We start from the raw sequence: 22,033 nt of genomic DNA, 5'->3' as shown, positions 1-22,033 counted from the left end.
GGTCACCGCCTCTCGTAGTCGAAGTCGGCGAGGACGAGGCCGGCGTCGAGCCCCTCGTCGGACACGGCCTGCGGGTAGGGCAGCACGGGGTGGATCTCGAACCGGCCGGCGCCCTCGAACGCGTCGAGCACACCCGAGGAGCACACGAACAGGTCGACGGAGTACTCGCCGGGCTTGAGCCAGGGCTCCTTGATCGTCAGCGCGATCTTCTGCTCCTGCGCCGGGTCCAGCCACAGGCCGCTGACCCGGGAGTCGCACTGCAGGATCGTGGTGCCGTGCCGGTCGTTGATGTGGCAGGACACGAAGTACTTGCCGATGTAGTCCGCGTTGGCGGAGACCAGGAACTCGATGGTCTTCGGCTCGGTGGTCCGGTACAGCGGGCTGGAGATCGTGGCCGACGTGATGCGCAGCTCGCCGGAGCCCGGGCGGCGCTCGATGTCCGTCTGGCTCAGCGCCGCGCGGTCCCGGCTGGTCTGGTACAGCTCGATCGCGTCGTCGACGTCCCCGTGCATCACGAGGTTGCCGTGCTCGAGGAACAGCGCCGACGTGCACAGCGCCTTGACCGTCTGGATCTGGTGCGACACGTACAGCACCGTGCGGCCCTCGGCGGCGACCGTCCGCATCCGCTCGATGCACTTCGCCTGGAACTCCGCGTCGCCGACCGCCAGCACCTCGTCGATCGCCAGGATCTCCGTGTCCAGGTGGGCCGCGACGGCGAACGCCAGCCGCACGTACATGCCGGACGAGTACCGCTTCACGGGGGTGTCGAGGAACTTCTCGACGCCGGAGAACGCCACGATCTCGTCGAACCGGGCCTTGATCTCCGACTTCCGCATGCCGAGCAGCGTCCCGTTGAGGAACACGTTCTCGCGGCCCGTCAGCTCGGGGTGGAACCCGGTGCCGACCTCCAGCAGCGACCCGACGCGGCCGCCCAGCTCGATGCGGCCGCGGGTCGGGGCCGCCACGCGGGTCAGCAGCTTGAGCAGCGTCGACTTGCCCGCGCCGTTGCGACCGAGGATGCCGATGGCCTCGCCCCACGGGACCTCGAACGACACGTCGTCCAGCGCGCGGAACTCCTCGAACTGCTGGCGCTCCATCGGGTGGCGCAGCCGGCGCACCACCGCCTCGGCGGCGGTCGTCGGGGCGTCCCCGCTGGTGGCGATCCGGTAGTGCTTGCCCACCCCGGTGGCGCGGATGGCGGCGTCGGTCATCGGGACTCTCCGTGCTGGGCGGTGGTGGTCTGGGGGGCGGGCGCCGTGCCGGCGGTGGTCCGGGCGGCGGTGGTCCGGCCGGCCGGAGCCCCGCCGCGGTACAGGCGCTCGTAGGCGTCGGCGACGGCGGTGAGCGAGAAGCTGCGGACGCGGTCCAGGCCGCGCGCGGTGAGGTCGGCGCGGCGGTCCGGGCTCTCGAGCAGGTCGGCGAGCGCCGCGCCCAGGCCGTCGAGCTCGGTCAGCACCGCGGCGCGGCCCTCGTCGCTGACGTAGCGGGCGCCGACGTTCGGCGTGGCGACCACGGGCAGCCCGCTGGCCATCGCCTCCGCGTACGGGATGCCGAAGCCCTCGTACGAGGACGGCAGGCAGAACACCCACGCGCGCCGGTAGGCGTCCGCGAGCTCGGCGTCGGACAGCCGCCCCAGCACCCGCACACCCGGCCCCGGGTCCTGCGGCGCGTCGCGGGTGACCATCCACAGCTCGGCGTCCGGCAGCCGGGGCAGCACGTCCCGCTGGAACGCCGCCGCCAGGTCCCGCCCGCGCTTGCGGCCGTGCCAGGTCCCGACGAACAGCACCACCGGGTGGTCGGCGCGCGCGCCGTCGTCCGCGGGGGTGAAGCGCGTCGTGTCGACGCCGTTCGGGACCACCGCGTGGGAGCGCGGCACCCAGCGGCGGGTCTGCGGCGACACGACCACCACCCGGTCGGCGACGTACGACGCGACCACCTCGCTGACGCCGAGCAGCAGCATCCGGAGCTTCTCCTTGGCGCCGCGGATGTGCCGGGCCTCCTCGAAGCACGAGCCGTGGACCGTCCGCACGTGCAGCGGCGCGCGGCGGCGCCACAGCCAGTAGTCGTCGCCGTGCGCGTGCAGGACGTCGAAGCCCGACAGGTCCTGCCGGCGCAGCGCGGTCGCGAACCGGAACGTGCGCAGGGACCCGGACATCGCGACGTGCCGGTGCTCGTACGGGGCACCGGGCACCGGCGGGCAGTCGCTGAACATCGCGACGTGGTGCCCGCGGCGGGCCAGCTCCGCGGCCAGCTCGTGCGCCTGGAAGCCGACGCCGATCTTGCTGCCGGAGGGGAGGTAGTAGGACACCATCGCGATGCGCAGGGGGCGGTCGGCGGTGGTGCCGGTGGTGGGGTCCGTGGTGGCCGCCGTCGTGACGGCGGCCGTCGTGGCGTCCGCGCGGGTGGGCTCAGCCATGCGCGCCCCCCTCCGCGACGGCGGCACGGGCCGGGACCGGCCGGGAGGCGGCGGCCGGCGCGGGGGTGCGGGTCGGCTCGGGGCTGCGCGCGGGCTCGGGGCTCCGGGCGGGCTCCGAGGCTCCGCCGTCCCGGGCTGCGGTCGGCACCGTCTGCCCGGGCGAGGTCCGTCCGGCCGCCGCCGGGTCGGTCAGCCCGTTCCGGAGCGCCTCGAGCCAGCCGTGGCCGTGCTCCAGGTCGGGCTCCAGGTAGTTGCCCTCCGCCCACTCGTTCCACGACTTGACCCACAGCAGCCGCTCGGCGGGGCGGCGGTCCTGCAGCGAGTCGGCGGCCTGCCGGACGTGGTGCGCGAACAGCTCCGGCGTCGACCCGGTGACCGCCAGCCCGCGCGCACCGGAGCGCGGCGTGTTGTCCCAGTTCGGGTACACGCACGGCTGCAGCCGGTCGGACAGCCCGGCGGGCGCCGGCTGGAAGTCGGGGGCGTGCGGGTACACCTCGGGGCGGCCGAGCTTGCGACCCACCCGCATCCGCAGCACGTCGGCCCGCGTCTGCCGCGCCGGGATCCGCATGTACACGCCGGCGTCGAACCCGGCGCCGTCCACGTCGGTGTAGCGCGGGCCGCGGCCCAGCAGGTCCGACACCTCCGCCACCAGGTACAGCCCGGGCAGGCCGGCCGCGCGGGCCATCGCCTGCCAGCGGTCGACGAACGCCGCGGCGTCCGGCAGCTCCTCCGGGCGGAACACGTAGAACACGGGCCGGTCGTCCACCCGCAGGTACCGCTCGTCGCGGAACGCCGGCAGCAGCGTGTCGAAGTGCCGCTGCTCGTCCTCCGGCCCGGGGTAGGTCTGCTCCATCAGGATGCGGTCGCTGGCGCCGTGCCAGATGCCGCTCCACGTCTGGTTGGCCCACGCCAGGCAGAACTTCACCGACGGCGCGCCGGACGCGAGCACCTCGGCGAACGGGCGCTCGAGGATCCGCCGGCCGCCGCCGAACCAGTAGTGCCAGTACACGAACGCCTCGACGCCGTACCGCCGGGCCAGGTCGCTCTGCGCCTCGCGGGCCTCGGGCATCCGCAGGTCGTAGAACCCGAGGTCCGCCGGCAGGTGCGGCTGGACGTGCCCGCGGAACAGCGGCCGGGCCTTCGCCGTGTTCGTCCACTCCGTGAACCCGGGTCCCCACCAGGCGTCGTTCTCGGGCACCGGGTGGAACTGGGGGAGGTAGAACGTCACGGCACGGGCGCGCAGCGCGGTGGGTGACACGGGCGTCGCGGGTGTCGCGGGCACAGCGGTCCCCTCTCTCGGCGTCGGACGGTGACTGGTCGGGGCGGGTGTCCCGGGCCCCCGTGCTGGCGAGTCTATGAGCGCATTTGTCCGATTTGTCCCGTCACCCCGGGTGAACTGCCTGGCATCCGGGTGACACCCCACCCGCACCCGCCGCCCACCCGAGCACCCGCACCCCGCTCGCGGCCCCGCTCACCGCCCCCCGGCTCACCGCCTCCCGCCCCCGCCCCCGCCCCCCCGCCCCTCGTTCCCCTCGGAGGCTCCGAACGTGCTCGGAGGCGTCGGCGTGCTCTCGGAGGTGTCCGCGGACCACCACGATGGCGCGCGCACCCCTCCGATTGCGTTCGGAGCCTCCGAACGTGCCGGGGTGGCGGGCCGCACTGGGGGAGTTGGGGTGGTTCCCGGGTGCCGCGCGCTCTCGCGGGTGCCGCGCGTTCTCGCGGGTGCCGCGCGCTCTCGCAGGTCCCGCGCGCTTTCGGAGAGGTCCGCGTGTGCTCGGAGGTGTCCGCGGACCACCACGATGGCGCGCGCACCCCTCCGAGCACGTTCGGAGCCTCCGAACGCGAGTCTGGCGCGGGGTCAGGTCAGGGCGGACTGGGCCTCGCGGAGGCGGTCGACCAGGCGGCCCTCGGGCAGCTCCACGTCGGCGTACGTCAGGGTGGCGTCCTTCGGCACGTCCCGGACCAGGCGGCACCCCTCCGCGACGCCCACCGGCAGCAGCTGCTCGGTGCGCGTGACGGACGCCTTCTCCGCCTGGCCGTAGTAGTGGTAGCCCCCCAGCGCGTCCAGCACGGTGCCCGCCGGCAGGTCCGTCTTGGCGGTGGTGACGACCTCGACGGTCGGCGCCCCGAGCGGCCGGATGGTCGCGTCGCCGAGCAGGAACGCCCGCGCGATGGTGGTCGGCACCTCGAAGTGGCACAGGTGGTACGGCTGGTAGAACGAGTAGAGCGGCCCGGTGCCGAGCTTGTACAGCTCCAGGTAGTGCCGCTGCTTCGGGTCGTCGTGGGTGGCCAGGATGTAGACGCCGGGCCCGGGGCGCGCCCCGACCACGTAGTCCACCGCCCCGCCGAGCGCCCGCAGCTCGTCCACGTCGTACCGGGTGGTGAGCTCGTCGACGTGCCCGTCGTGGTCCCGGCCGAGCATCCCGCGCCGGTGCACGGACATGCCGGTGGCGTTGGCGACGAGAGCCTGCTCGACGGACACCTTGGTGCCGTCGGCGAACGACGTGACCATGTGCGGGTCCTGCCCCCAGCGCTCCGCGAACGCCTTCTGCGTGGTGGGGGTGCGGTACTCGTCCTGCAGGCCCTTGATGTTGCCGGCCACCAGCGGCGTCAGCCCGAGCCCGGTGACGAACCGGTGCAGGTTCATCTGCACGCCCGGCTGGTCGCCGTCGCAGCCGGTGTAGACGACGCCGGCCTTGTCGGCGAGGCGCGCGAGCTCGGCGCCGACGGTCGCGTCGACCTCCGCGTTCATGAGCACCAGGTGCTTGCCGTGCTCGAAGCAGGCGAGCGCCACGTGGGCCCCGAACTCGACGGCGCCGGTGACGTCCACGACCACGTCGACCGCGTCGGACGCGATCGCGACCCGGTGGTCGGCGGTGACGGCGGGCGTGCCGGACGCGGCGGCCCGGGCCAGCGCGGCGGGGGAGTCGACCTCGACCACGCCGGTCAGGCCGGCCTCGGTGTAGGCACGCACGCCCTGCTCGGGGTGGCGGGCGGCGATCGCGACGACGTCCATGCCGGGCACGGAGTTGACGATCTGGTTGACGAGCCCGCGGCCCATGAACCCCGAGCCGACGAGCGCCACCCGGATCGGGGCGCCGTCGGCCTGCCGGGCGCGCAGCAGCGAGTCGACGACGATCACGGCGCCACCTCGGCCGACGCCGACGCCGGCGCGCCCGCGGACGCGGGCGTTCCGTCCGACCCGACCAGCGGCCACGACGCGTCCTTGTCCGAGATCACGGTGACGGGCACCGGCCACTCGATGCCGAACGCGGCGTCGTCGTACCGGAAGCCCTGCTCGCCCTCGGGCGCGTAGGGGCCGCTGACCTGGTAGACCACCTCGGCGTCGTCGGTGAGCGTCTGGTACCCGTGCGCGACGTACGGCGGGATGAACAGCGCGCGCCGGTTCGCGGCGGACAGCTCGACCATCACGTGCTTCCCGTAGGTGGGCGAGTCGGGCCGGACGTCCACGGCCACGTCGACGATCGCGCCGGCGGTGCAGCGCACGAGCTTGCCCTCGGCGTACGGGGGCACCTGCCGGTGCAGCCCGCGCAGCGTCCCCGCACGGTGGTTGTACGACAGGTTGCACTGCGCGACCGTCGTGTCGAGCCCGTGCGCCTCGAACTCGGTGGTGTCGAACGTCCGGGCGAAGAACCCGCGGTCGTCGCCGCGCGGCTCCAGGTCGACGATCGTCACGCCGTCGACGGCGGTGGGGGTGTACTTCACGGGTTCACCGTCCAGAAGAGCTGGGGGTCGAGCTGCCCGGTCTTGAGCAGGTGCTCGATCTGCGCGAGGCGCGTGTGCCCGCGCCCGGTGAACGTCTCGGTGTCGAGGGCGACCTGCTCGAACACCCGGTGCAGCTGCGCGGCGCCGGCCGCGGCGTCCCAGTCGGTGTCGAAGCCGGGCAGCACCTCGCGGATCTTCGCGAACGACACCCGGTAGGACCGGTTGTCCGCGCTGGGCGCGCCGAACGACACCTCGCACCCGGGGAACTCGGCGCCGACGGTCTCGGCGATCTCCCGCACGGTGTAGTTGTTGGCGTCCGCGCCGACGTTCAGCACCTGGGCGTGGACGGACTCGCGCGGGGCGTCGAGCACGGCGCGGATCGCCTTGGCGATGTCCAGGCCGTGCACGAGCGGCCGCCAGGGCGTGCCGTCCGACGTCATGGCGATGCGGTGCGTCGTCCACGCGAGGCCGGCGAGGTTGTTGAGCACGATGTCGAACCGCTGCCGCGGCGAGGCGCCGAACGCGGTCGCGTTGCGCAGGAACGTCGGGGAGAAGTCGTCGTCCGCGAGCGCGGTGACGTCCCGCTCGACCAGGGCCTTGCACCGGGCGTAGGCGGTCTGCGGGTCGACCGGGCTGGTCTCGTCGACGGTCCCGTCGGCGACGCCGTACACGGAGCACGACGACATGTAGACGAACCGGGACACCCCGGCGCGCTTCGCGGCGGACGCCAGCGCGACGGAGCCGTGGTGGTTGATGTCGTACGTGACCTCGCCGATGCGGTCCCCGATGGGGTCGTTCGACAGCTCGGCCATGTGCACCACGGCGTCGTACCCGGCGAGGTCGTCGGGCGTGACGTGCCGGATGTCCTTGACGAGCGTGTGCGGCGTCTCGTGGACCCCGTTGTAGAGCCAGCCGTTCTTGTAGTAGCCGGTGTCGAGGCCGGTGACCTCGTCCCCGCGGCCCAGCAGCGTCGGGGCGAGCAGGCTCCCGAGGTACCCCTCGGTGCCGGTGACCAGGATGCGCACGCGCTCAGTCCTCCCAGATCTTCCAGGGGGCGCGACCTGCGTCCCACAGTCCGTTCAGCTCCGTCCAGTCACGGAACGTGTCCATGCCCATCCAGAAGCCCTCGTGCTCGTACACGGAGAGCTGGCGGTCGCGGGCGAGCTGCTGCAGCGGTGCGCTCTCGAGCATCACGGTCGGGTCGTCGTCGAGGTACTTGTCGACGAACTCCCGCTCGAACAGGAAGAACCCGCCGTTGACCCAGCCGTCGGCGAGCGTCGGCTTCTCGTTGAACTCCACGACGGTGTCGCCGTCGACGCGCATCTCGCCGTACCGGCTGGACGGGTGGACGCCCGTGAGCGTGCCGAGCAGGCGGTGCTCCTCGTGGTGGCGTAGGGCGGCGGTGATGTCGACGTCCCCGATGCCGTCGCCGTACGTGAGGGCGAACCGCGGGGCGTCGAGGTGGTCGGCGACACGGCGGATGCGGGCGGCGGTCGCCGTCGTCAGGCCGGTCTCGACGAACGTGATCTCCCAGTCCTCCTTCGCGGCGGTGCCGTGGAAGACGGGCTCGGAGCCGGCGCCGTCCGCGCCGAGGTGCAGCGTGAAGTCCGACGTGAGGTGCCGGTAGTCGAGGAAGTACTGCTTGATCAGGTCGCTCTTGTAGCCGAGCGCCAGCACGAAGCGGCGGAACCCGTGCTCGCCGTAGGTCTTCATGATGTGCCAGAGGATCGGGCGGCCGCCGATGTCGACCAGCGGCTTCGGGAGCTTCTCGCTGGCCTCGCGCAGCCGCGTCCCCATGCCGCCGCAGAGGATCACCACCGGGATGTCGGCCGGGTCGGGCTCGCCTGCGGTCATGGCTCCTCCAGGGCGGGGGACGGGGGTGTGGTGGCCGCGTGGACTGCCGGCTCTGGCCCCGAGGCTAGTCGGGGCATTTCCACCCAGACAGGTATGAACGGGTGAAAGTCGGACATTTCGCCCGAACGGTCCTGCGGGCAGCCCGGCACGCGCGGACGAGGCTCAGGACGAGCGGACGGCCAGCGCCGGCTCGATCGCGGCCGCCCGCAGCGCAGGGCGGACCGCGGAGACGGTGCCGACGGCCGCACCCAGAGCAGGCCCGACGACGACCCACCACGCGTCGAGCCCTGCCGTCCACCCGCTCGCGGCCGCGGCAGCGGTGACCGACCACGCGGTCAGGGCCGCGCCCGTGAGGCCGCCGAGGGCTCCTGTCACGGCACCCTCCACCAGGAACACGGCCGCGACGGTGCCGCGCGAGGCGCCGAGCGCGCGCCGCAGGCCGATCTCCGGGGTCCGGGTCAGCACGCCGACGGCCATGGAACCCGAGATGAGCAGCACGGACAGTGCGAGCAGCAGCGCACCGACCCACCCGACGAGACGCCCCAGCCGGCTGGAGACCCCGGCACGGACGGTCGAGGTGTCGAGCACCGGTGACGCGGCGAGCGCGGCTGGGGCGTCGGGTCTGATCGCCAGACGGACCACGTCGGCGACGACGGCCCCCGCCCCCGGGACGCTGCGGATCAGCATCCGCGCCTCCCGGTCGCCGCCGACGCTCCTGACGGCACCGCGGTACGGGATCGCCACGACGCGCTCCAGGTCCGTGCGCCCTTCGTCCAGGAACCCGACGACGTCATGGCGTCGTCCGTCGACCCACACGCTCAGGCCCCGGGGGTCGTCGGTGACGGGCACGTGCAGGGCGGCCGCCGCGCGGACGCCCAGGAGCACGACGGGCTCCTCGTGGTCCAGCCACCGCGCACCCGGCCCGGCGTCCGCCTGCGCCGCCTCGAGGTAGCCCGACGTCATCCCCGAGACGAGCAGGCCTGCGTCCTGCGGGTCCGATCCGGCGACCGGCGCCCGTGTGACGGACGTCGCGCGCAGAGGCGACACGTCGATCCGCAGGCCCGCCCCGACGACGGGCGCCAGGGCCGTCACCCGGGCGGGCGCGTCGGAGGGGAACGTCGTCCCCTCCGCGTCGGTCCCCGACGCGTGGGCGACCGTGACCGTGACCATGTCGAGCGTCGCGGCGGCGAGGTCGGCGTCGACCTGGCGCGCCGCGGCGCGCGACAGCCCCACCGAGGCGAGCAGGGCACCGACGCTGAGAGCGACGGCGACCACGGCCAGGACCGATCGCGAGCGGCGCGCACCCATCTCCACGAGGACGTCGCGCAGCACGTCGCGCGTCCACGTCACGCGACCGCCCCGGACGAGACGACTCATGGACGGGCTCCGGCGGGCGGTGCCGTCGCGCGCAGCCGGCCGTCGGCGACCTCCAGCACACGGTGGGCCCAGGCGGCGACCCGGGCGGAGTGCGTGATGACGACGACCGCCACGCCGTCGTCGGCCTGCTCGCGGAACAGCCGCAGGACGTCGGCGGCGTTCTCGTCGTCGAGGTTCCCGGTCGGCTCGTCCGCGAGCAGCAGCCTCGGTCGGGTGACGACCGCCCGGGCGACGGCGAGCCGCTGCTTCTCGCCCCCGGAGAGCAGCCCGCTGCGCGCCTGGACGTGCGCCCCGAGGCCGACCCGCCGGAGCGCTGCGTCGACCAGGGTCGGCCGGTCCCGGTGCGGCACGCCGGACGCTGCGAGCGCGAGGTCGACGTTCTCGCCCACCGTCCGGTGCCCGAGGACGTGGTGCTCCTGGAAGACGAAGCCGATGGTGCCCGACCGCAGCCGGTCGCGGTCGCCGCGGCGGAGCCGTGACGTGTCGGACCCGAGCAGCCGGTACCGGCCGGAGGTGGGCACGTCGAGCAGACCCAGCAGGTTGAGGAGCGTCGACTTCCCCGCGCCGGACCGCCCGACCACCGCGAGGCGCTCCCCGGCCCGCACCGAGAGCCCCACGTCCCGCAGCACGGGGACCGGTTCGCGCCCGGGGTAGGACTTGGTCACCCCGTCGAGCTCGACGACGGTCATCCGATCTGCACCACGACGAGGTCGCCGACCTCGAGGTCCCGGCCCGAGACGACGGCCCATCCCTGCGCGGTGCCCTCCACGTCCACCTCGACCTTCCGCGGAGCAGCCCCTCCGCTGACGAGGACGTAGGCGCCGTGCTCGTCGTCGCGGATCGCGGTGAGCGGGACTGCGAGGCCCTCCAGCGCCGGCGTGCCCTCGAGGGGCACCAGCAGCACGTCGTCCTCGTGGGCGAACGAGTGGGCTGCGTCCAGCTCGAGCTGGAGGTCGTATCCCGGTGCCTGCCCGGCGTCCGTCGCGGTGGCCCGGAACTCCGAGACGGCGCTCACGGTCGCGACGGCGCGGGCCGTGCCGTCGACGCCGCGCACCTCCACCTCGGTCCCGACGCTGAAGGCGGACGCGTTCGTGACCCCCACGCGCGCCAGGACCTGCGGGACGCCCGCACGGAGCGTCGCGAGCGGGACCCCGCCGTCCGAGAGGTCGGTGCCGAGCGCGGCGATCTGCGTCACGACGGCCCCGCTCTCGGGCACCAGGGCGATCTCCCCGCGCGGCAGCGGCGTCGATGCCGCGAGCACCGCTGCGGCAGCCTCTCGGCGGGCGCGGTCGAGGTCCTGCGCCGCCTGCGTCGTCCCCGCGGTGGGCGACCCGTCCTCGGCGCGGGCAGCGGCGAGGGCCTCCGTCGCCGCCCGCACCTGGTCCTGAGTCCGCGCCGCCGCCTCGACCGCGTCCGCTTCCGGCGGAGGCGGTTCTGCCCCGACCGCGGCGTACAGCGCGTCCACGGCCCGGGCGGTCGCGGTGCCGTAGACGCCGTCGACGGCACCGCCGTAGTGACCCGAGCGGGTCAGCGCGGTCTGGATCTCACGGACGTCGGGACCCTCGTCCCCGGGGACGAGGTCCCGGTAGGGGCCGAACGGCAGCGTCCACGCGATGACGGGCCGGCCCGCGACGTCAGCGAGGGCGGCGCCGGCGTCGACCCGCTGCCCCGGCTCGACCCGCACCGCGGTCACCATGGCCACCGGCTCCGCGGCCGGCGCCGGGACGACGACGTCGGTGCCCAGCCGGACCTCGCCCCGTGTCGCCGCTGTGTCGAGGACCAGCGACCGGTGCTCGACGACGGCGGTGACCTCCGGGCGCGTCGCCCCCGCGTCGACGGCGTCGTCCCAGGGGGAGCGGACGAGTGCGCCCGCGGCGAACGCCAGGACGACCGCACCTGCCGCGGCGCCGGCCCAGACGGCGATCCAGCGACCCCGGCGTCGACCTGCCGCCCCGGCTCGTCCGGCCCGGGGAGTCACGACCCGGCACCGTGGTGGATGACGTCGGCGTTCTCGGCGAGCACCTCCCGCGCGCGCTGCACCGCCGCGTCGAGCTCGGCGCGCTGTGCCACCAGCTCGTCGGCGTGCTCCAGGACGACCGCGGCCTGCAGGCCCGCCTCGATGCCGGCGATCCGCCGGGTGAAGTCGACCTCGTCCTTGCACGTGACGATCTGCAGGGCGATGGTGACCTGCTCCTCGCTGATCTCCCAGGACCCGGCGGTCACGAGCCAGGGCTGCCCCGTCACGGGCTGGAGGCCCGCCGCCCGGTAGCAGGCGCCGAGCTCGCCGAGCAGCGTCTGCACGTCGTCGCGGTCCGGGAGGGAGTTCCAGATCGGCGCGATCTGCTCGTCCCAGGGGCCGTCGCCGACGCCGACCTGCTCGAAGTAGCGGTAGTCCTCCGAGTCGGTGCAGGACGACTCCACCGCGGCGCGCTGGTCGTCGGTCAGCTCGAAGTTCGGGTGGTAGCGGTCTGCGGCGGCGGATCCCGCCGGCACCAGCCCGTTCGCGACCTGGTCCGCGGGCGTCAGCGGCAGCGTGTTCGCGAACCGCTCGGCCTGGTCGACGGTCCACGGACCCCAGGCCATGTCCGAGCGGTACTCCTCGGGGTAGGAGTGCTCGATGCCGTAGTACGGGACCCCGAGCTCCTGGGCGCACCGGGCGACGAGCGCTTCCCGGGCGGCGTCGAACAGGGCCTCCTCCTCGCCGGACGCGATGAACCGCTCGAACGGCAGCGTCACGGCACCGCTCGCGCTGTCGAGCGTCGCGCCGAGGTCGAGACCGGGCGCCGTCGTCGGCGTCGGGGCGGCTCGGTCGCTCGCACCGCAGCCGACGAGGAGGGCGACCACGAGCAGCCCTGCGCCGGCTCCTGCCGCCGGTCGCCGGGTCTGGCGGGGCCTCACCCGCAGCTCGTGTGGACGAAGCCGCTGATCCGGTCGTTGAAGTCGCTCGTCACCGTCCAGGCGCCGTTGCGCAGGTCGGGGTCGCGGTTGAACGTCGAGGACCAGGTCCGGCTGTTGAGCGTGACGTAGGCGCCGTACGGCTGGCCGTTCGTGTCGGCTGCGTGCTCGTAGAAGCGCGTCTGCCGGCACTGCTTGCCGTTGGCGGAGATGTAGCCGGCGTTGCACGACCCGTCGCCGGCCTGGGCGGTGGCGCCGCCGGAGATGAGCAGGAGGGCTGTCGCCAGGGCTGCCAGGAGCGTTCGTCTCGTGTGCCGCACGTCTGTCCTCGAGGTCGATCCGTCGTCGGATGAGAGGCATGCGGCTGGCTGCCTGCGGGCACCGTACGAGGCGCCCCGCGGCGGCCCGTGGGGCCTTGGTCCCGCTCGGTCGCCCGGTTCTCACCCGGACACCCCTCCCGCGCGGACCCGCGGAGGGTGTAGGACTTCCCCGTCCGCCCGAGGAGCGAGCGGACGGACCCGGGGGAGGGGCGATGATCGTCGACGCGCGCACGCTGCGTCCGGGAGCTGTCCGCACGGCCGACGTCTGCGTCGTCGGCTCCGGCCCGGCCGGCGTGACGGTCGCCCTGGGGCTGCTCGCCCGGGGCCTGACCGTCGCGGTGCTGGAGTCCGGGGGCCCGGACCTGGACCCGGAGGCGGATCGGCTGCAGCTCGCCGCGGACGGGCTCGAGTTCGGGACGGTCGACCAGATCAGCGGCACGCGGCGGGTCGGCGGGAACGCGAACCTGTGGAGCGTCGACCTCGGCGGGGGGCGGCGCGGGCTGCGCCTGGTGCCGCTGTCGGACGCGGACCTGGAGGCCCGGCCGTGGCTGCCGGGGAGCGGCTGGCCGATCACGCCGGCCGACCTCGAGCCCGGCTTCCGGCGCGCGCAGGAGCTGTTCGGGCTGCGGCCCGAGGGGTACGCGGCCGACCCGTGGGAGCGCCCGGGTGCCACCCGCCTGCCGCTGGACGAGGCGGTGGTGACGACGGACGTGTTCCAGTTCGCCGACCGGCGGGAGTTCGCGGAACGCCACATCCGGACCGTCGCCGGCGACCCGTCCTGCACGGTGTTCCACCACGCGTACGTCGTGGAGCTGCGCACCGACCCGGGCGCGACGCGCGTCACGGAGGTCCGCACGATGAGCGTGCCGGGGCGCGAGGTGGTGTTCCGGGCGCCGACGGTCGTGCTCGCGGGCGGCGGGCTGGCGACCACCCAGCTCATGCTCGGCTCGACCGGCGTGCGGCGGGCGCTGGAGCGCGCGGGCGGGGCGCGCGGCACCGACCCGCTGGGCCGGAACTTCATGGACCACCCGCTGGTGGACGGCGGCGTGCTGGAGCCGGCGGACCGGTCGCTGGTGGACGAGATGGCGCTGTACGACCTGCGGACCATCGAGGGCGTGCCCGTGATGGGGCACCTGCGCCTCAGCGACGACGCCCTGCGGTCGGAGCCCGTGACGCAGCTGTCGACGATGTTCTTCCCGCGGCACGCCAGCCAGCGCGAGCCGGAGGCCGGCGACGACCGGGGTGCGGCGGCGCGGCGGTCGGCGGTCGCGGTGCGGGACGCGCTGCGGGCGCGCCGGCTGCCGGGCGCGGCGGACCTGTGGGGCGCGATCTCGGGCGGCGGGTCGGTGCTGCGCCAGGCCCTGCACTCCGGCGGGCGGCGCTCGACCTACGTGGGCCACGGCGGGTGGTCGACCTTCCGGCGGCCGTCGCGGCACTTCGACCACCTGCGGGTGCTGCACCAGGCGGAGCAGGCGCCGCACCCGGGCAACCGGGTGACGCTCGGGGACCAGACCGACGCGTTCGGGGTCCGGCGGCTGCGCGTCGACTGGCGGTGGACGCCCGAGGACGCCCGCGCCGCGGCGGGCGCGCACGCGCTGGTCGCCGAGGCGGTCCGGCGTGCGGGGCTGGGGGAGCTGCGCCCGGCGCTCGCGGGTGTGGACCCCGTGGTGCTCGGCTCCTCCACCAACCACTACCTGGGCACGACGCGGATGCACGCCGACCCGGCGCTCGGCGTCGTGGACCCGGACTGCCGGGTGCACGGGCTGGGCAACCTGTACGTGGCGAGCACGTCGGTGTTCCCGACGGGCGGCTTCGCGAACCCGACGCTGACCCTCGTGGCGCTGGCGTCGCGGCTCGCGGAGGAGGTCCTCGCCACGTTCGGGTGAACGACCCGCGTTCCGGCGATGGGGTGAAAAGCCGCAAATCGGACATCCAGGGCGCCCCCAGGCGGGCAGACTGGCCCGGCCAGCCCACCCCGCCGACGCACCGTGAGCGCGCCGCCCGGCGCCACCCGGCCCGGCCCGCCGCGCAGGAGGCCCCCATGCCGACACCTCTCGTCCCCCGCGAGCAGTCCGCCCCGCGGCTGCACCCCGGTCGGGGGCGCGTCGTGCTGCGCCGCGACATGGGGGAGTTCGGGGACCCCGCGCCGCGGCCGCTGCCCCGGCGCGCGGTCGTCGAGCTGGCGCGGCCCGTCCTGCAGCCGCTCGCGGCGCTCGTCGGCGTCGAGACGCTCGACCGGGTGGTGGCGCTGACGTTCGACGACGGCCCCGACCCGCACCACACGCCGCGCCTGCTCGACGTGCTGGGCGAGCGCGGCGCGCACGCCACGTTCTTCGTCCTCAGCGAGGCCGCGGAGCAGCACCCCGACCTCGTGCGGCGCATCGTCGCCGAGGGGCACGAGCTCGCGCTGCACAGCCGCGACCACCGCCGCCGGCTCGCGCAGGTGCCGTACGAGGAGTCCATGCGCGTGGTGGCGGAGTCGCGCGCCGTCGTCGAGCAGATCGCCGGGCGGCCGATCCACCTGTTCCGGCCCCCGTACGGCTCGCACACCGTGCGGCAGCGCCGCGGGTGGGCGCGCCAGGGCCTGCGGGTGGTGCTGTGGTCGTCCTCCGTGGAGGACTGGTACCACGGCGAGCAGGACGAGATGGTGCGCCGGGCGTACGCCTCGCTGCACCCCGGGGCGCTCGTGCTCATGCACGACACCCGGGCCGACCCGGAGACCGCGTCCGACCCGTCGGAGCTGCCCCGCCACGACCGCGCCGCCGTGCTCGACGCGCTGCTGCGGCGGATCGCGGCGGACGGCTACCGCACGCGCACCGCGGGGGAGCTGCTCTCCGAGTACCCGCCCGTGCGGGCGATGATGCGCGACATGATGCGCTGACCAGCGCGTCCACCGACCGGCGCCGGGCCCCTCCCTCCATCAGGGGCCCGGCGTCTGCGCGTGCAGACGCCGATGGGCTCAGGCGCACTCGGCGCAGCGCATTCAGCGCACTCGGCACATTCAGCGCACGCGGCACATCCGGCGCACTCGGCACATCCGGCGCACTCAGGCGGCCAGCGTCGTCCCGCCCGCCGCGCTGAGCGCGACCCGCAGGATCGCGGCGGCCACCACGCTCTGGTCGAACGCCGGCTGCGCCGCGTGCGCCCGGCCGGCGGCGGCGACGCGGGCGTACCGCGCCGGGTCCGCGAGCAGGCCCTCGACGGCGCCGGCCCACGTCCGCGGGCCCGCGGACGGTTCCACGAGCACGCCACCGGGGCCGACCGCCTCGGGCAGCCCGCCGGCGCGCGTCGCGACCACGGGGATGCCGTTGGCCGCGGCCTCGAGCGCCACGCGCCCGAACGTCTCGACCACCCGGGACGGCGCGAGCAGGACCGCGGTGCGCCGGTAGACCTCCGCCATGCGGTCGGTCACCGGGGCGAGCCGCACGTTCGGCAGCGTGCGCAGCCGGGCGAGCAGGGCGTCGCGCTCCTCCGGGTCGAGCGCCCACGCCTCCTGCAGCAGGAACTGCCGGTGCGGCAGCAGCGCGGCGACCGCGAGCGTGGTGTCGATGCCCTTGACGTCCCGGGGGTTGACCATCGTGACGTGCACGGGGTCGTGCCCGGTCGTGCGGCAGTCGCCGAGGTCGATCGGCGGGTAGACCACGGGGGTCTCCAGGCCGAGCGCGTCCCGGACCCGGCCGGCGACGTAGCGGGAGTTGCTGACCACGCGCACCCGCGGGTCGCGCAGCACGGCGGCGAAGCGCGGGTCGGCGGCGCTGCGCCGCGCGAGCTCGTCGACCTCCTGCATCGCGACGATGCGGATCAGCAGGGGGATCCCGCGGCGGTGCACCGGCTCGACCAGGTCGAACGTGGCCACGTCCTGCAGGGCGACCACGTCCCAGTCGCCGTGGTCCAGCCGCCGCTCGACGCCGGCCCGCATCGACCACGGGCCGTAGCGCGTGGTCCGGTACCCCTGGGCGTCGTCCGCCCAGGCGGCCGGGTGGTGCGGCCGCAGCCGCTGCAGGGCGCGGCGGGGCAGCAGCCGTCGTCCGCCGTACTTCGTCGCGACGACCTCCGGCACGTGGCCCGCGCGCACGAGCTCCCGGGCCAGGTGGTGCAGGTCGAGGATGCCGCCGGCGGTCACCTCCGGCAGCACGGGGTGCCGGACGATCAGGGCGATGCGCATCGTGGTCTCCTTCGACCAGGTACTCGCTGCCGGGGTCGCCGTGGGCAGGCTCACGCGGCGTGCTCCAGGGGGAGGGTGGCGTCGAGCTGCTCGACGATGTGGCGCGCGATCTCCAGCGACGCCGTGGCCGCGGGGGACGGCGCGTTGAGGACGTGCACCTGGCGCGCGGTGGTCTGCACGAGGAAGTCGTCGACCAGCCCGCCGTCGCGGCGCAGCGCCTGCGCGCGGACGCCTGCCGGGGCCGGCACGAGGTCCCCGGCGGTGATGCCGGGCACCAGGCGCGACAGGCTCCGGGCGAACGCGTGCGTGGACAGCGAGCGGCCGACCTCGGCCGCACCCGGCACGAGGTTGCGGGCGGCGAGCCGCCAGAGCCCGGGCCAGCCCAGCGCGTCGGCCATGTCGCCCGGCGACACGTCGCGCCAGGTGTAGCCCTCCCGGGCGAGCGCGAGCACGGCGTTCGGGCCGGCGTGGACGTGCCCCTCGATGCCGCGCGTGAGGTGCACGCCGAGGAACGGGAACCGCGGGTCCGGCACGGGGTAGATCAGCCCGCGCACCTGCTCGCCGGCCTCGGGGGTGAGCTCGAAGTACTCCCCGCGGAACGGCACGATCCGCGCTTCCGGCTCCAGCCCGCACGCGCGTGCGATGCGGTCGGCGTGCAGCCCGGCGCAGACGACGAGCGCGTCGACCTCGCGGTCCGCCTTGTCGGTGCGCACCTCGACGCGGCCGCGGGCACCGGGCCGGTCGGGCACGGTGCGCGCGGCGAGCACCTCCTCGCCGAGCACGACGCTGCCGCCCGCCGCCTCCACGTCCGCGGCGAGCGCGCGGCACACGCCGGGGTAGTCGACGATGCCGGTCGACTCGACGCGCAGCGCGCCGACCGCCCGCACGTGCGGCTCGTACTCGCGGGCCTCGGCCGGCGTGAGGCGGCGGGCCGGCACCCCGTTGGCGACGGCGCGGTCCGCGAGCTTCTCGAGGCCGGGCAGCTCGCGCTCGGAGGTGGCGACGACGAGCTTCCCGCAGATCTCGACCGGGACGCCGCGCTCGCGGGCGTAGGCGGTGAGCGACCGGGTGCCCGCGGCGGCCATCGTCGCCTTGAGGCTGCCCGGCGGGTAGTACAGGCCGGAGTGCACGACACCGGAGTTGCGACCGGTCTGGTGCAGGGCCAGCCCGTCCTCCTTATCCAGGACGGTGACCTGGTCGCCGCGCGCGGCGAGGCGGGCGGCGACCGCCAGCCCGACGATGCCGCTGCCGACGACGAGGACGTGGCTCATGCCGTGCTCCTTCCGGGTGGCCCCGTCGGGCCGCTGGCCGCCGCGACCGGGCGGTGGGCGGACCCCCTGTCCGCACCGCGAGGCTAGCCGTCCGCGATGCCCGCTATGTCCGCTTTCGCCGGAATTCACCCTGGAGGCGGTGCCGCCTCCGGGGGACCCCCACCTACGCTCGACGCCATGACCTCCCCGGGCACCGTGAGCGCCGTCGTGTACTCCCGAGACGAGGCCGACCTGCTGCGCGACTGCCTGCCGCGGCTGGCCGGCTTCGACGAGGTGCTCGTCTGCGACATGGGGTCGCGCGACGACACCTCCGCGGTCGCCGCGGAGCACGGGGCGCGCCTGGTGCCGGTCCCGGACGCGCCCGTCGTGGAGCAGGTGCGCCAGCTCGGGCTCGACGCGGCGACCAGCGACTGGGTGCTGTTCGTGGACGCGGACGAGCACCTCCCGGCGGGGTTCCGCGCGGCCCTGCAGCCCGTGCTCGACGGTCCCGACGACGTCGCCGGCGTGCGCCTGCGGTACGACAACGTGGCGTTCGGCCGGCTGCTGGAGCACTCGCTGCGAGGGAGCGCCAAGTTCGCCCTGCTGCGGCGCGGGCGGGCGCACTACGCCGAGCCCGCGCTCGCCCACGTCCCGCCGGTGCTCGACGGCCGCGGCATCGACGCGCCGGAGTCCGTGCCGGCCATCGCCCACCTGAACTTCCGCTCCGTCGCCCAGACGACCGAGAAGATCCTGCGGTACGCCGCGAACAACCCCGGACGGTTCACCCGGTTGGACGACCCCGTGGCCCTGCTGCGCGAGCTGCTGCGGTCCACCGTCTACTCCGGCGTCTGGCGCGACGGCCGCGCGGGGTTCGCCGTCGCCGCGCTGCACACCTTCGGGCACCTGTACGGCTCGCTGCTGGAGGACGAGCGCACCGGCCGGCTGACGCAGGACGTGCCGCGGCGCCGCACGCGGCTGCTGGGCGCCGTCGAGGGCGTCCAGCGCGCCGCCGTCGGGGTCCGGGACGGCGTGCGCGGCGCGGCCCGCGGCGGTTCGCGGGGAGCCCGGTGACGGCGGCCCCCGCGGGGCTGCGGCTCGTGCACGTCACGCGCCTGCCGCCCAGCCCGAGCGGCGTCGCGGCCTACGCCCAGGCGTTCCGCCCCGTGCTGGAGGAGCTCGGGGAGGTGGACGTCGAGCAGCTGCCGCCCGAGCCGGGGGCGTCGCAGTCGGCGGTGCTGGCCGTGCGGCTCGCCCGGCGGCTCGCGCGCCGCGACCCCGCCGACGTCCTCGTGGTCGAGCAGGCCGGGCGGGGGCTCGCCGAGTTCTGGGCGGCCTGGTGGCTGGCCCGGCGCGGGCGGCGCGTCTGGCTGATGGTGCACGACGTGCCGGAGCTCTCCGGCGGCGCCTTCTTCACCACCCTGCTCGACCGTCGCGGGGGGCGCCGCGTCGCCGCGGCCCTCTCGGCCGTGCTCGGGCGGCGGGCGGAGCGGGACCTGCTGCAGCGCGCGGAGCGGGTGCTGTGCCTGTCGCCGGCCGGCGCCCGGGCCCTCGAGCACGCGCACCGGCTCACCCGCCCGGTGCAGGACGTGCCGCACGTCGGTGCCGTCGCCGAGGCGCCGGTCGAGGGGCGGACCGAGGTGCTCGTCCCGGGCTACGTCGCGGACGCGGCCGACGTGCTGCCGCTGGTCCGGGCGGCGGGGGACCTGCCCGCCGGCTGGACGCTCGTCGTCGGGGCGGCCTCGCCGGCCACCGAGGAGCGGCTGCGCCAGGAGGCGGCGGCGCGGGGCGTGCCCGACCGCGTCCGGCTGCTGGGGTTCCTGCCGGAGGCCGACGTCCGGGCCGCGTTCGCGCGCGCCGCCGTCGTCGTGCGGTGGCGGCGCGACGGGTGGGGCGGTGGCGGCGCCTTCGCGGTGAGCGGCCCGCTGGTCGCCGCGCTGGGCCACGGCTGCGCGGTCGTCACCAACGACTCCCGCGGCGCGTCGCACCTGTTCGACGAGGCCCGGGTGGTGGTGGTCGGCGACGGCGAGCCGGGCGAGCGGGCGCTGCTGGCCGCCGTGCAGGCGCTCGTGGCGGACCCGGCGGACCGGCTGGACCGGGCGCAGGCCGGGCGCGACCTGGTGCGCCGGGAGCACGTGCCGGGGGCGATCGCCGCGCGGCTGGGCGGTGCGCGGGACCCGGAGCGCGCGGGCGCGGCCCGCGGGAAGGAGGCCTGAGGTGGGACGACGGGGCGAGCTGGTCTTCAACCGGGTCATCACGCACGTGCCGAGCAACGCGCTGCGCATCGCGACGCTGCGCCGGCTCGGGGCGGACCTCGGCGAGCACGTGTACCTGTTCGGAGGCTCCGAGGTGCTGGAGCCGGGCAACCTCCGGATCGCGGGGCGCTGCCACGTCGGGCGGTTCTGCCAGGTGGACGCGCGCGGCGGCATCGACATCGGGCACGACGTCGTCATCGCCAGCCACGTGCTGCTGGTGACGGCGGACCACGACCTGCGCGACCCCGGGTTCGCGGGGCGGCTCGGCCCGATCGTCATCGGGGACCGGGCGTGGCTGGCGAGCCGGTCCACGGTGGTGCGGGGCGTGACGATCGGCGAGGGCGCCGTGGTGGCGGCCGGCGCGGTGGTCACGCAGGACGTGCCGCCGTGGACGGTCGTCGGGGGCGTGCCGGCGAAGCCGATCGGCGAGCGCCCGCGCGAGCAGCACTACCGGATCGACTACGGGCCCGAGCGGTACTGACCGGGTCCCCCGGGGGCCGGGGGCGGGGCCGAGACGGACGGGGCGCCGGGTCGCGTGGCCCGCGGTGCCACGGCGTGCGGGCCGGACAGGTGCGTGCTTCGATGGGTGAAATGTCATGATTTGACCCAGAGGGGGACCATGCGCGCGTCCGACCGCCACGCCGATCCCGACCCCGTCACCGTCTCCGTGGTGATCGCCGCGCGCGACGCCGCCGCCACCCTCCCGGACCAGCTCCGCGCCCTCGCGGCCCAGCGCGCCGAGCGGTCCTGGGAGGTCATCGTGGCCGACAACGGCTCCACCGACGGCACCCGCGACGTCGTCGAGGACGCACGCTCCTGGCTGCCGCAGGCACGCCTCGTGGACGCCTCCGGGACGCCGGGCGCGGGAGCGGCGCGCAACGCGGCGGCCGAGGTGGCGCGCGGCGGCACGCTGCTGTTCTGCGACGCGGACGACGTCGTCGCCCCCGGGTGGATCGACGCCCTCGGCGCCGCGGTCGACCGCACGGGCGTGGTCGCCGGGCGCCTCGAGTGGCACCGCCTCAACGACCGGTCGGCCCGCCGGTCGCGCGCCCTGCCGCAGGTCGAGGGGCTCCAGTACACCGAGCCGCTGCCGTGGCTCCCGTGCGCGGCGGCGAGCAACCTCGGCATCGGCCGCGAGCTGTTCCACCGCATCGGGCGCTTCGACCCCCGCGCGCGGTGGCTGCAGGACACCGACCTGTGCTGGCGGGCGCAGCTCGCCGGCAGCCGGCTGGAGTTCGAGCCGGCGGCGGTCGTGCACATGCGGCTGCGGCACGGGCTGCGCGACACCTGGGACCAGGGCCGGCACAGCGGCATGGGGCAGCGCTGGCTGGCGGCGCGCTACGGCGACGTCCGCGAGGCGCTCGCGGTGCACCACGAGCCCGCGCCGCCGGCGGACGTCACCGCGCCGGTCGTCCCGGCGCCCCGGCGGCAGCTGCTGCGCAGCAGGCCGGTCCGCGTCGCGCGCCGCGCCGGGACGGTCGCGGGGGAGCTCGCGCGCGTGCGGTCGAGGGGCGACGTGGCGCGCCTGTCCTGGTCGACGGGGTTCGGGCTCGGGTACGCGCTCGGCGGGCTGCCGGACCCCGAGCCGTTCCCGCCCGCGGAGGTCGCGGGGCTCGCGGCCGACGGCCGGGGTGGCCCGGACGGCCTGGCTGGCACTGACGGCCCGGGTGGCCCCGATGCTCCGGGTGGCACCGGCGGCCCGGGCGCCGCGGCTGCACCGGAGCCGTCCGGGACGCGGGAGCGCCACCCGGACGAGTGACCCGCCTCGACCGCGCCTG

The 22,033-nt window shown here is 75.7% G+C and carries 20 protein-coding genes; 6 read left to right on the top strand and 14 right to left on the bottom strand.

The genetic code is table 11. From position 1 onward, the window contains the following. Positions 1-2 precede the first annotated feature (2 nt). The 12 genes from P9841_RS06375 to P9841_RS06320 all read right to left on the bottom strand — a co-directional run bounded on the left by P9841_RS06375 (position 3) and on the right by P9841_RS06320 (position 12,588). A complete protein-coding gene (locus tag P9841_RS06375) occupies positions 3-1,211 on the bottom strand; it encodes an ABC transporter ATP-binding protein (protein ID WP_283321194.1) in 1,209 nt (402 codons plus the stop codon). Beyond that, positions 1,208-2,416, bottom strand: a complete 1,209-nt coding sequence (locus P9841_RS06370; protein ID WP_283321193.1) for a glycosyltransferase family 4 protein — start codon at positions 2,414-2,416, stop codon at positions 1,208-1,210. Before P9841_RS06370 ends, P9841_RS06375 begins: the two co-directional genes overlap by 4 nt. Beyond that, on the bottom strand, positions 2,409-3,698 hold the full coding sequence (locus P9841_RS06365; protein WP_283321192.1) for a glycosyltransferase WbsX family protein: 1,290 nt from the start codon (positions 3,696-3,698) through the stop codon (positions 2,409-2,411). Before P9841_RS06365 ends, P9841_RS06370 begins: the two co-directional genes overlap by 8 nt. 576 nt (positions 3,699-4,274) lie before the next feature. Continuing rightward, a complete protein-coding gene (locus tag P9841_RS06360; RefSeq protein ID WP_283321191.1) occupies positions 4,275-5,558 on the bottom strand; it encodes an NAD(P)H-dependent oxidoreductase in 1,284 nt (427 codons plus the stop codon). After that, positions 5,555-6,142 (bottom strand): dTDP-4-dehydrorhamnose 3,5-epimerase, encoded by a 588-nt coding sequence (gene rfbC / locus P9841_RS06355; protein ID WP_283321190.1) that lies wholly within the window; start codon positions 6,140-6,142, stop codon positions 5,555-5,557. The genes P9841_RS06360 and rfbC overlap by 4 nt, the downstream gene beginning before the upstream one ends. Further along, entirely contained in the window at positions 6,139-7,167 is a 1,029-nt protein-coding gene (locus tag P9841_RS06350; RefSeq protein ID WP_283321189.1) for an NAD-dependent epimerase/dehydratase family protein, read from the bottom strand. Before P9841_RS06350 ends, rfbC begins: the two co-directional genes overlap by 4 nt. A gap of 4 nt (positions 7,168-7,171) precedes the next feature. After that, on the bottom strand, positions 7,172-7,996 hold the full coding sequence (locus P9841_RS06345; protein ID WP_283321188.1) for a glucose-1-phosphate cytidylyltransferase: 825 nt from the start codon (positions 7,994-7,996) through the stop codon (positions 7,172-7,174). 162 nt (positions 7,997-8,158) lie between these two features. Next, a complete protein-coding gene (locus P9841_RS06340) occupies positions 8,159-9,373 on the bottom strand; it encodes an ABC transporter permease (protein ID WP_283321187.1) in 1,215 nt (404 codons plus the stop codon). After that, positions 9,370-10,062 (bottom strand): ABC transporter ATP-binding protein, encoded by a 693-nt coding sequence (locus tag P9841_RS06335; protein ID WP_283321186.1) that lies wholly within the window; start codon positions 10,060-10,062, stop codon positions 9,370-9,372. Before P9841_RS06335 ends, P9841_RS06340 begins: the two co-directional genes overlap by 4 nt. Continuing rightward, positions 10,059-11,351, bottom strand: a complete 1,293-nt coding sequence (locus tag P9841_RS06330) for a peptidoglycan-binding domain-containing protein (RefSeq protein WP_283321185.1) — start codon at positions 11,349-11,351, stop codon at positions 10,059-10,061. The genes P9841_RS06335 and P9841_RS06330 overlap by 4 nt, the downstream gene beginning before the upstream one ends. After that, on the bottom strand, positions 11,348-12,271 hold the full coding sequence (locus tag P9841_RS06325) for a hypothetical protein (protein WP_283321184.1): 924 nt from the start codon (positions 12,269-12,271) through the stop codon (positions 11,348-11,350). Before P9841_RS06325 ends, P9841_RS06330 begins: the two co-directional genes overlap by 4 nt. Then, a complete protein-coding gene (locus P9841_RS06320; protein ID WP_283321183.1) occupies positions 12,268-12,588 on the bottom strand; it encodes a hypothetical protein in 321 nt (106 codons plus the stop codon). Before P9841_RS06320 ends, P9841_RS06325 begins: the two co-directional genes overlap by 4 nt. Positions 12,589-12,800: 212 nt before the next feature. Here P9841_RS06320 and P9841_RS06315 point away from each other — a divergent pair, with 212 nt between their 5' ends. Further along, a complete protein-coding gene (locus tag P9841_RS06315) occupies positions 12,801-14,474 on the top strand; it encodes a GMC oxidoreductase (RefSeq protein ID WP_283321182.1) in 1,674 nt (557 codons plus the stop codon). Positions 14,475-14,629: 155 nt separating this feature from the next. After that, the gene (locus P9841_RS06310; RefSeq protein WP_283321181.1) at positions 14,630-15,469 is read left to right on the top strand and encodes a polysaccharide deacetylase family protein; all 840 of its coding nucleotides are present in this window, start codon (positions 14,630-14,632) and stop codon (positions 15,467-15,469) included. 165 nt (positions 15,470-15,634) lie between these two features. Here the strand turns inward: P9841_RS06310 and P9841_RS06305 are convergent, their stop codons facing one another. After that, positions 15,635-16,753, bottom strand: coding sequence for a glycosyltransferase (locus tag P9841_RS06305; protein WP_283321180.1), 1,119 nt, complete (start codon positions 16,751-16,753; stop codon positions 15,635-15,637). Positions 16,754-16,803: 50 nt separating this feature from the next. After that, entirely contained in the window at positions 16,804-18,024 is a 1,221-nt protein-coding gene (gene lhgD / locus P9841_RS06300; protein ID WP_283321179.1) for an L-2-hydroxyglutarate dehydrogenase, read from the bottom strand. 177 nt (positions 18,025-18,201) lie between these two features. On the opposite strand from lhgD, the gene P9841_RS06295 reads away from it, so the two are divergent. The 4 genes from P9841_RS06295 (at position 18,202) to P9841_RS06280 (ending at position 22,014) form a co-directional block, all read left to right on the top strand. Beyond that, a complete protein-coding gene (locus P9841_RS06295; RefSeq protein ID WP_283321178.1) occupies positions 18,202-19,074 on the top strand; it encodes a glycosyltransferase in 873 nt (290 codons plus the stop codon). Beyond that, positions 19,071-20,216, top strand: a complete 1,146-nt coding sequence (locus tag P9841_RS06290; protein WP_283321177.1) for a glycosyltransferase family protein — start codon at positions 19,071-19,073, stop codon at positions 20,214-20,216. Before P9841_RS06295 ends, P9841_RS06290 begins: the two co-directional genes overlap by 4 nt. A 1-nt stretch (position 20,217) precedes the next feature. Beyond that, on the top strand, positions 20,218-20,736 hold the full coding sequence (locus tag P9841_RS06285; RefSeq protein WP_283321176.1) for an acyltransferase: 519 nt from the start codon (positions 20,218-20,220) through the stop codon (positions 20,734-20,736). Positions 20,737-20,874: 138 nt separating this feature from the next. After that, on the top strand, positions 20,875-22,014 hold the full coding sequence (locus P9841_RS06280) for a glycosyltransferase family 2 protein (protein WP_283321175.1): 1,140 nt from the start codon (positions 20,875-20,877) through the stop codon (positions 22,012-22,014). Positions 22,015-22,033 lie beyond the last annotated feature (19 nt).

The sequence above is a fragment of the Cellulomonas sp. ES6 genome, assembly GCF_030053835.1.
GTDB lineage: Bacteria > Actinomycetota > Actinomycetes > Actinomycetales > Cellulomonadaceae > Cellulomonas.
This window is presented reverse-complemented; position numbering and strand designations above follow the sequence as displayed.

What these genes read in the sequence shown, in the direction of transcription:
- P9841_RS06375 (WP_283321194.1), bottom strand. Translation starts at nt 1,211, where the DNA reads ATGACCGACGCCGCCATCCGCGCCACCGGGGTGGGCAAGCACTACCGG.
- P9841_RS06305 (WP_283321180.1), bottom strand. Translation starts at nt 16,753, where the DNA reads ATGCGCATCGCCCTGATCGTCCGGCACCCCGTGCTGCCGGAGGTGACC.
- P9841_RS06340 (WP_283321187.1), bottom strand. Translation starts at nt 9,373, where the DNA reads ATGAGTCGTCTCGTCCGGGGCGGTCGCGTGACGTGGACGCGCGACGTG.
- P9841_RS06370 (WP_283321193.1), bottom strand. Translation starts at nt 2,416, where the DNA reads ATGGCTGAGCCCACCCGCGCGGACGCCACGACGGCCGCCGTCACGACG.
- lhgD (WP_283321179.1), bottom strand. Translation starts at nt 18,024, where the DNA reads ATGAGCCACGTCCTCGTCGTCGGCAGCGGCATCGTCGGGCTGGCGGTC.
- P9841_RS06310 (WP_283321181.1), top strand. Translation starts at nt 14,630, where the DNA reads ATGCCGACACCTCTCGTCCCCCGCGAGCAGTCCGCCCCGCGGCTGCAC.
- P9841_RS06335 (WP_283321186.1), bottom strand. Translation starts at nt 10,062, where the DNA reads ATGACCGTCGTCGAGCTCGACGGGGTGACCAAGTCCTACCCCGGGCGC.
- P9841_RS06345 (WP_283321188.1), bottom strand. Translation starts at nt 7,996, where the DNA reads ATGACCGCAGGCGAGCCCGACCCGGCCGACATCCCGGTGGTGATCCTC.
- P9841_RS06315 (WP_283321182.1), top strand. Translation starts at nt 12,801, where the DNA reads ATGATCGTCGACGCGCGCACGCTGCGTCCGGGAGCTGTCCGCACGGCC.
- P9841_RS06280 (WP_283321175.1), top strand. Translation starts at nt 20,875, where the DNA reads ATGCGCGCGTCCGACCGCCACGCCGATCCCGACCCCGTCACCGTCTCC.
- P9841_RS06295 (WP_283321178.1), top strand. Translation starts at nt 18,202, where the DNA reads ATGACCTCCCCGGGCACCGTGAGCGCCGTCGTGTACTCCCGAGACGAG.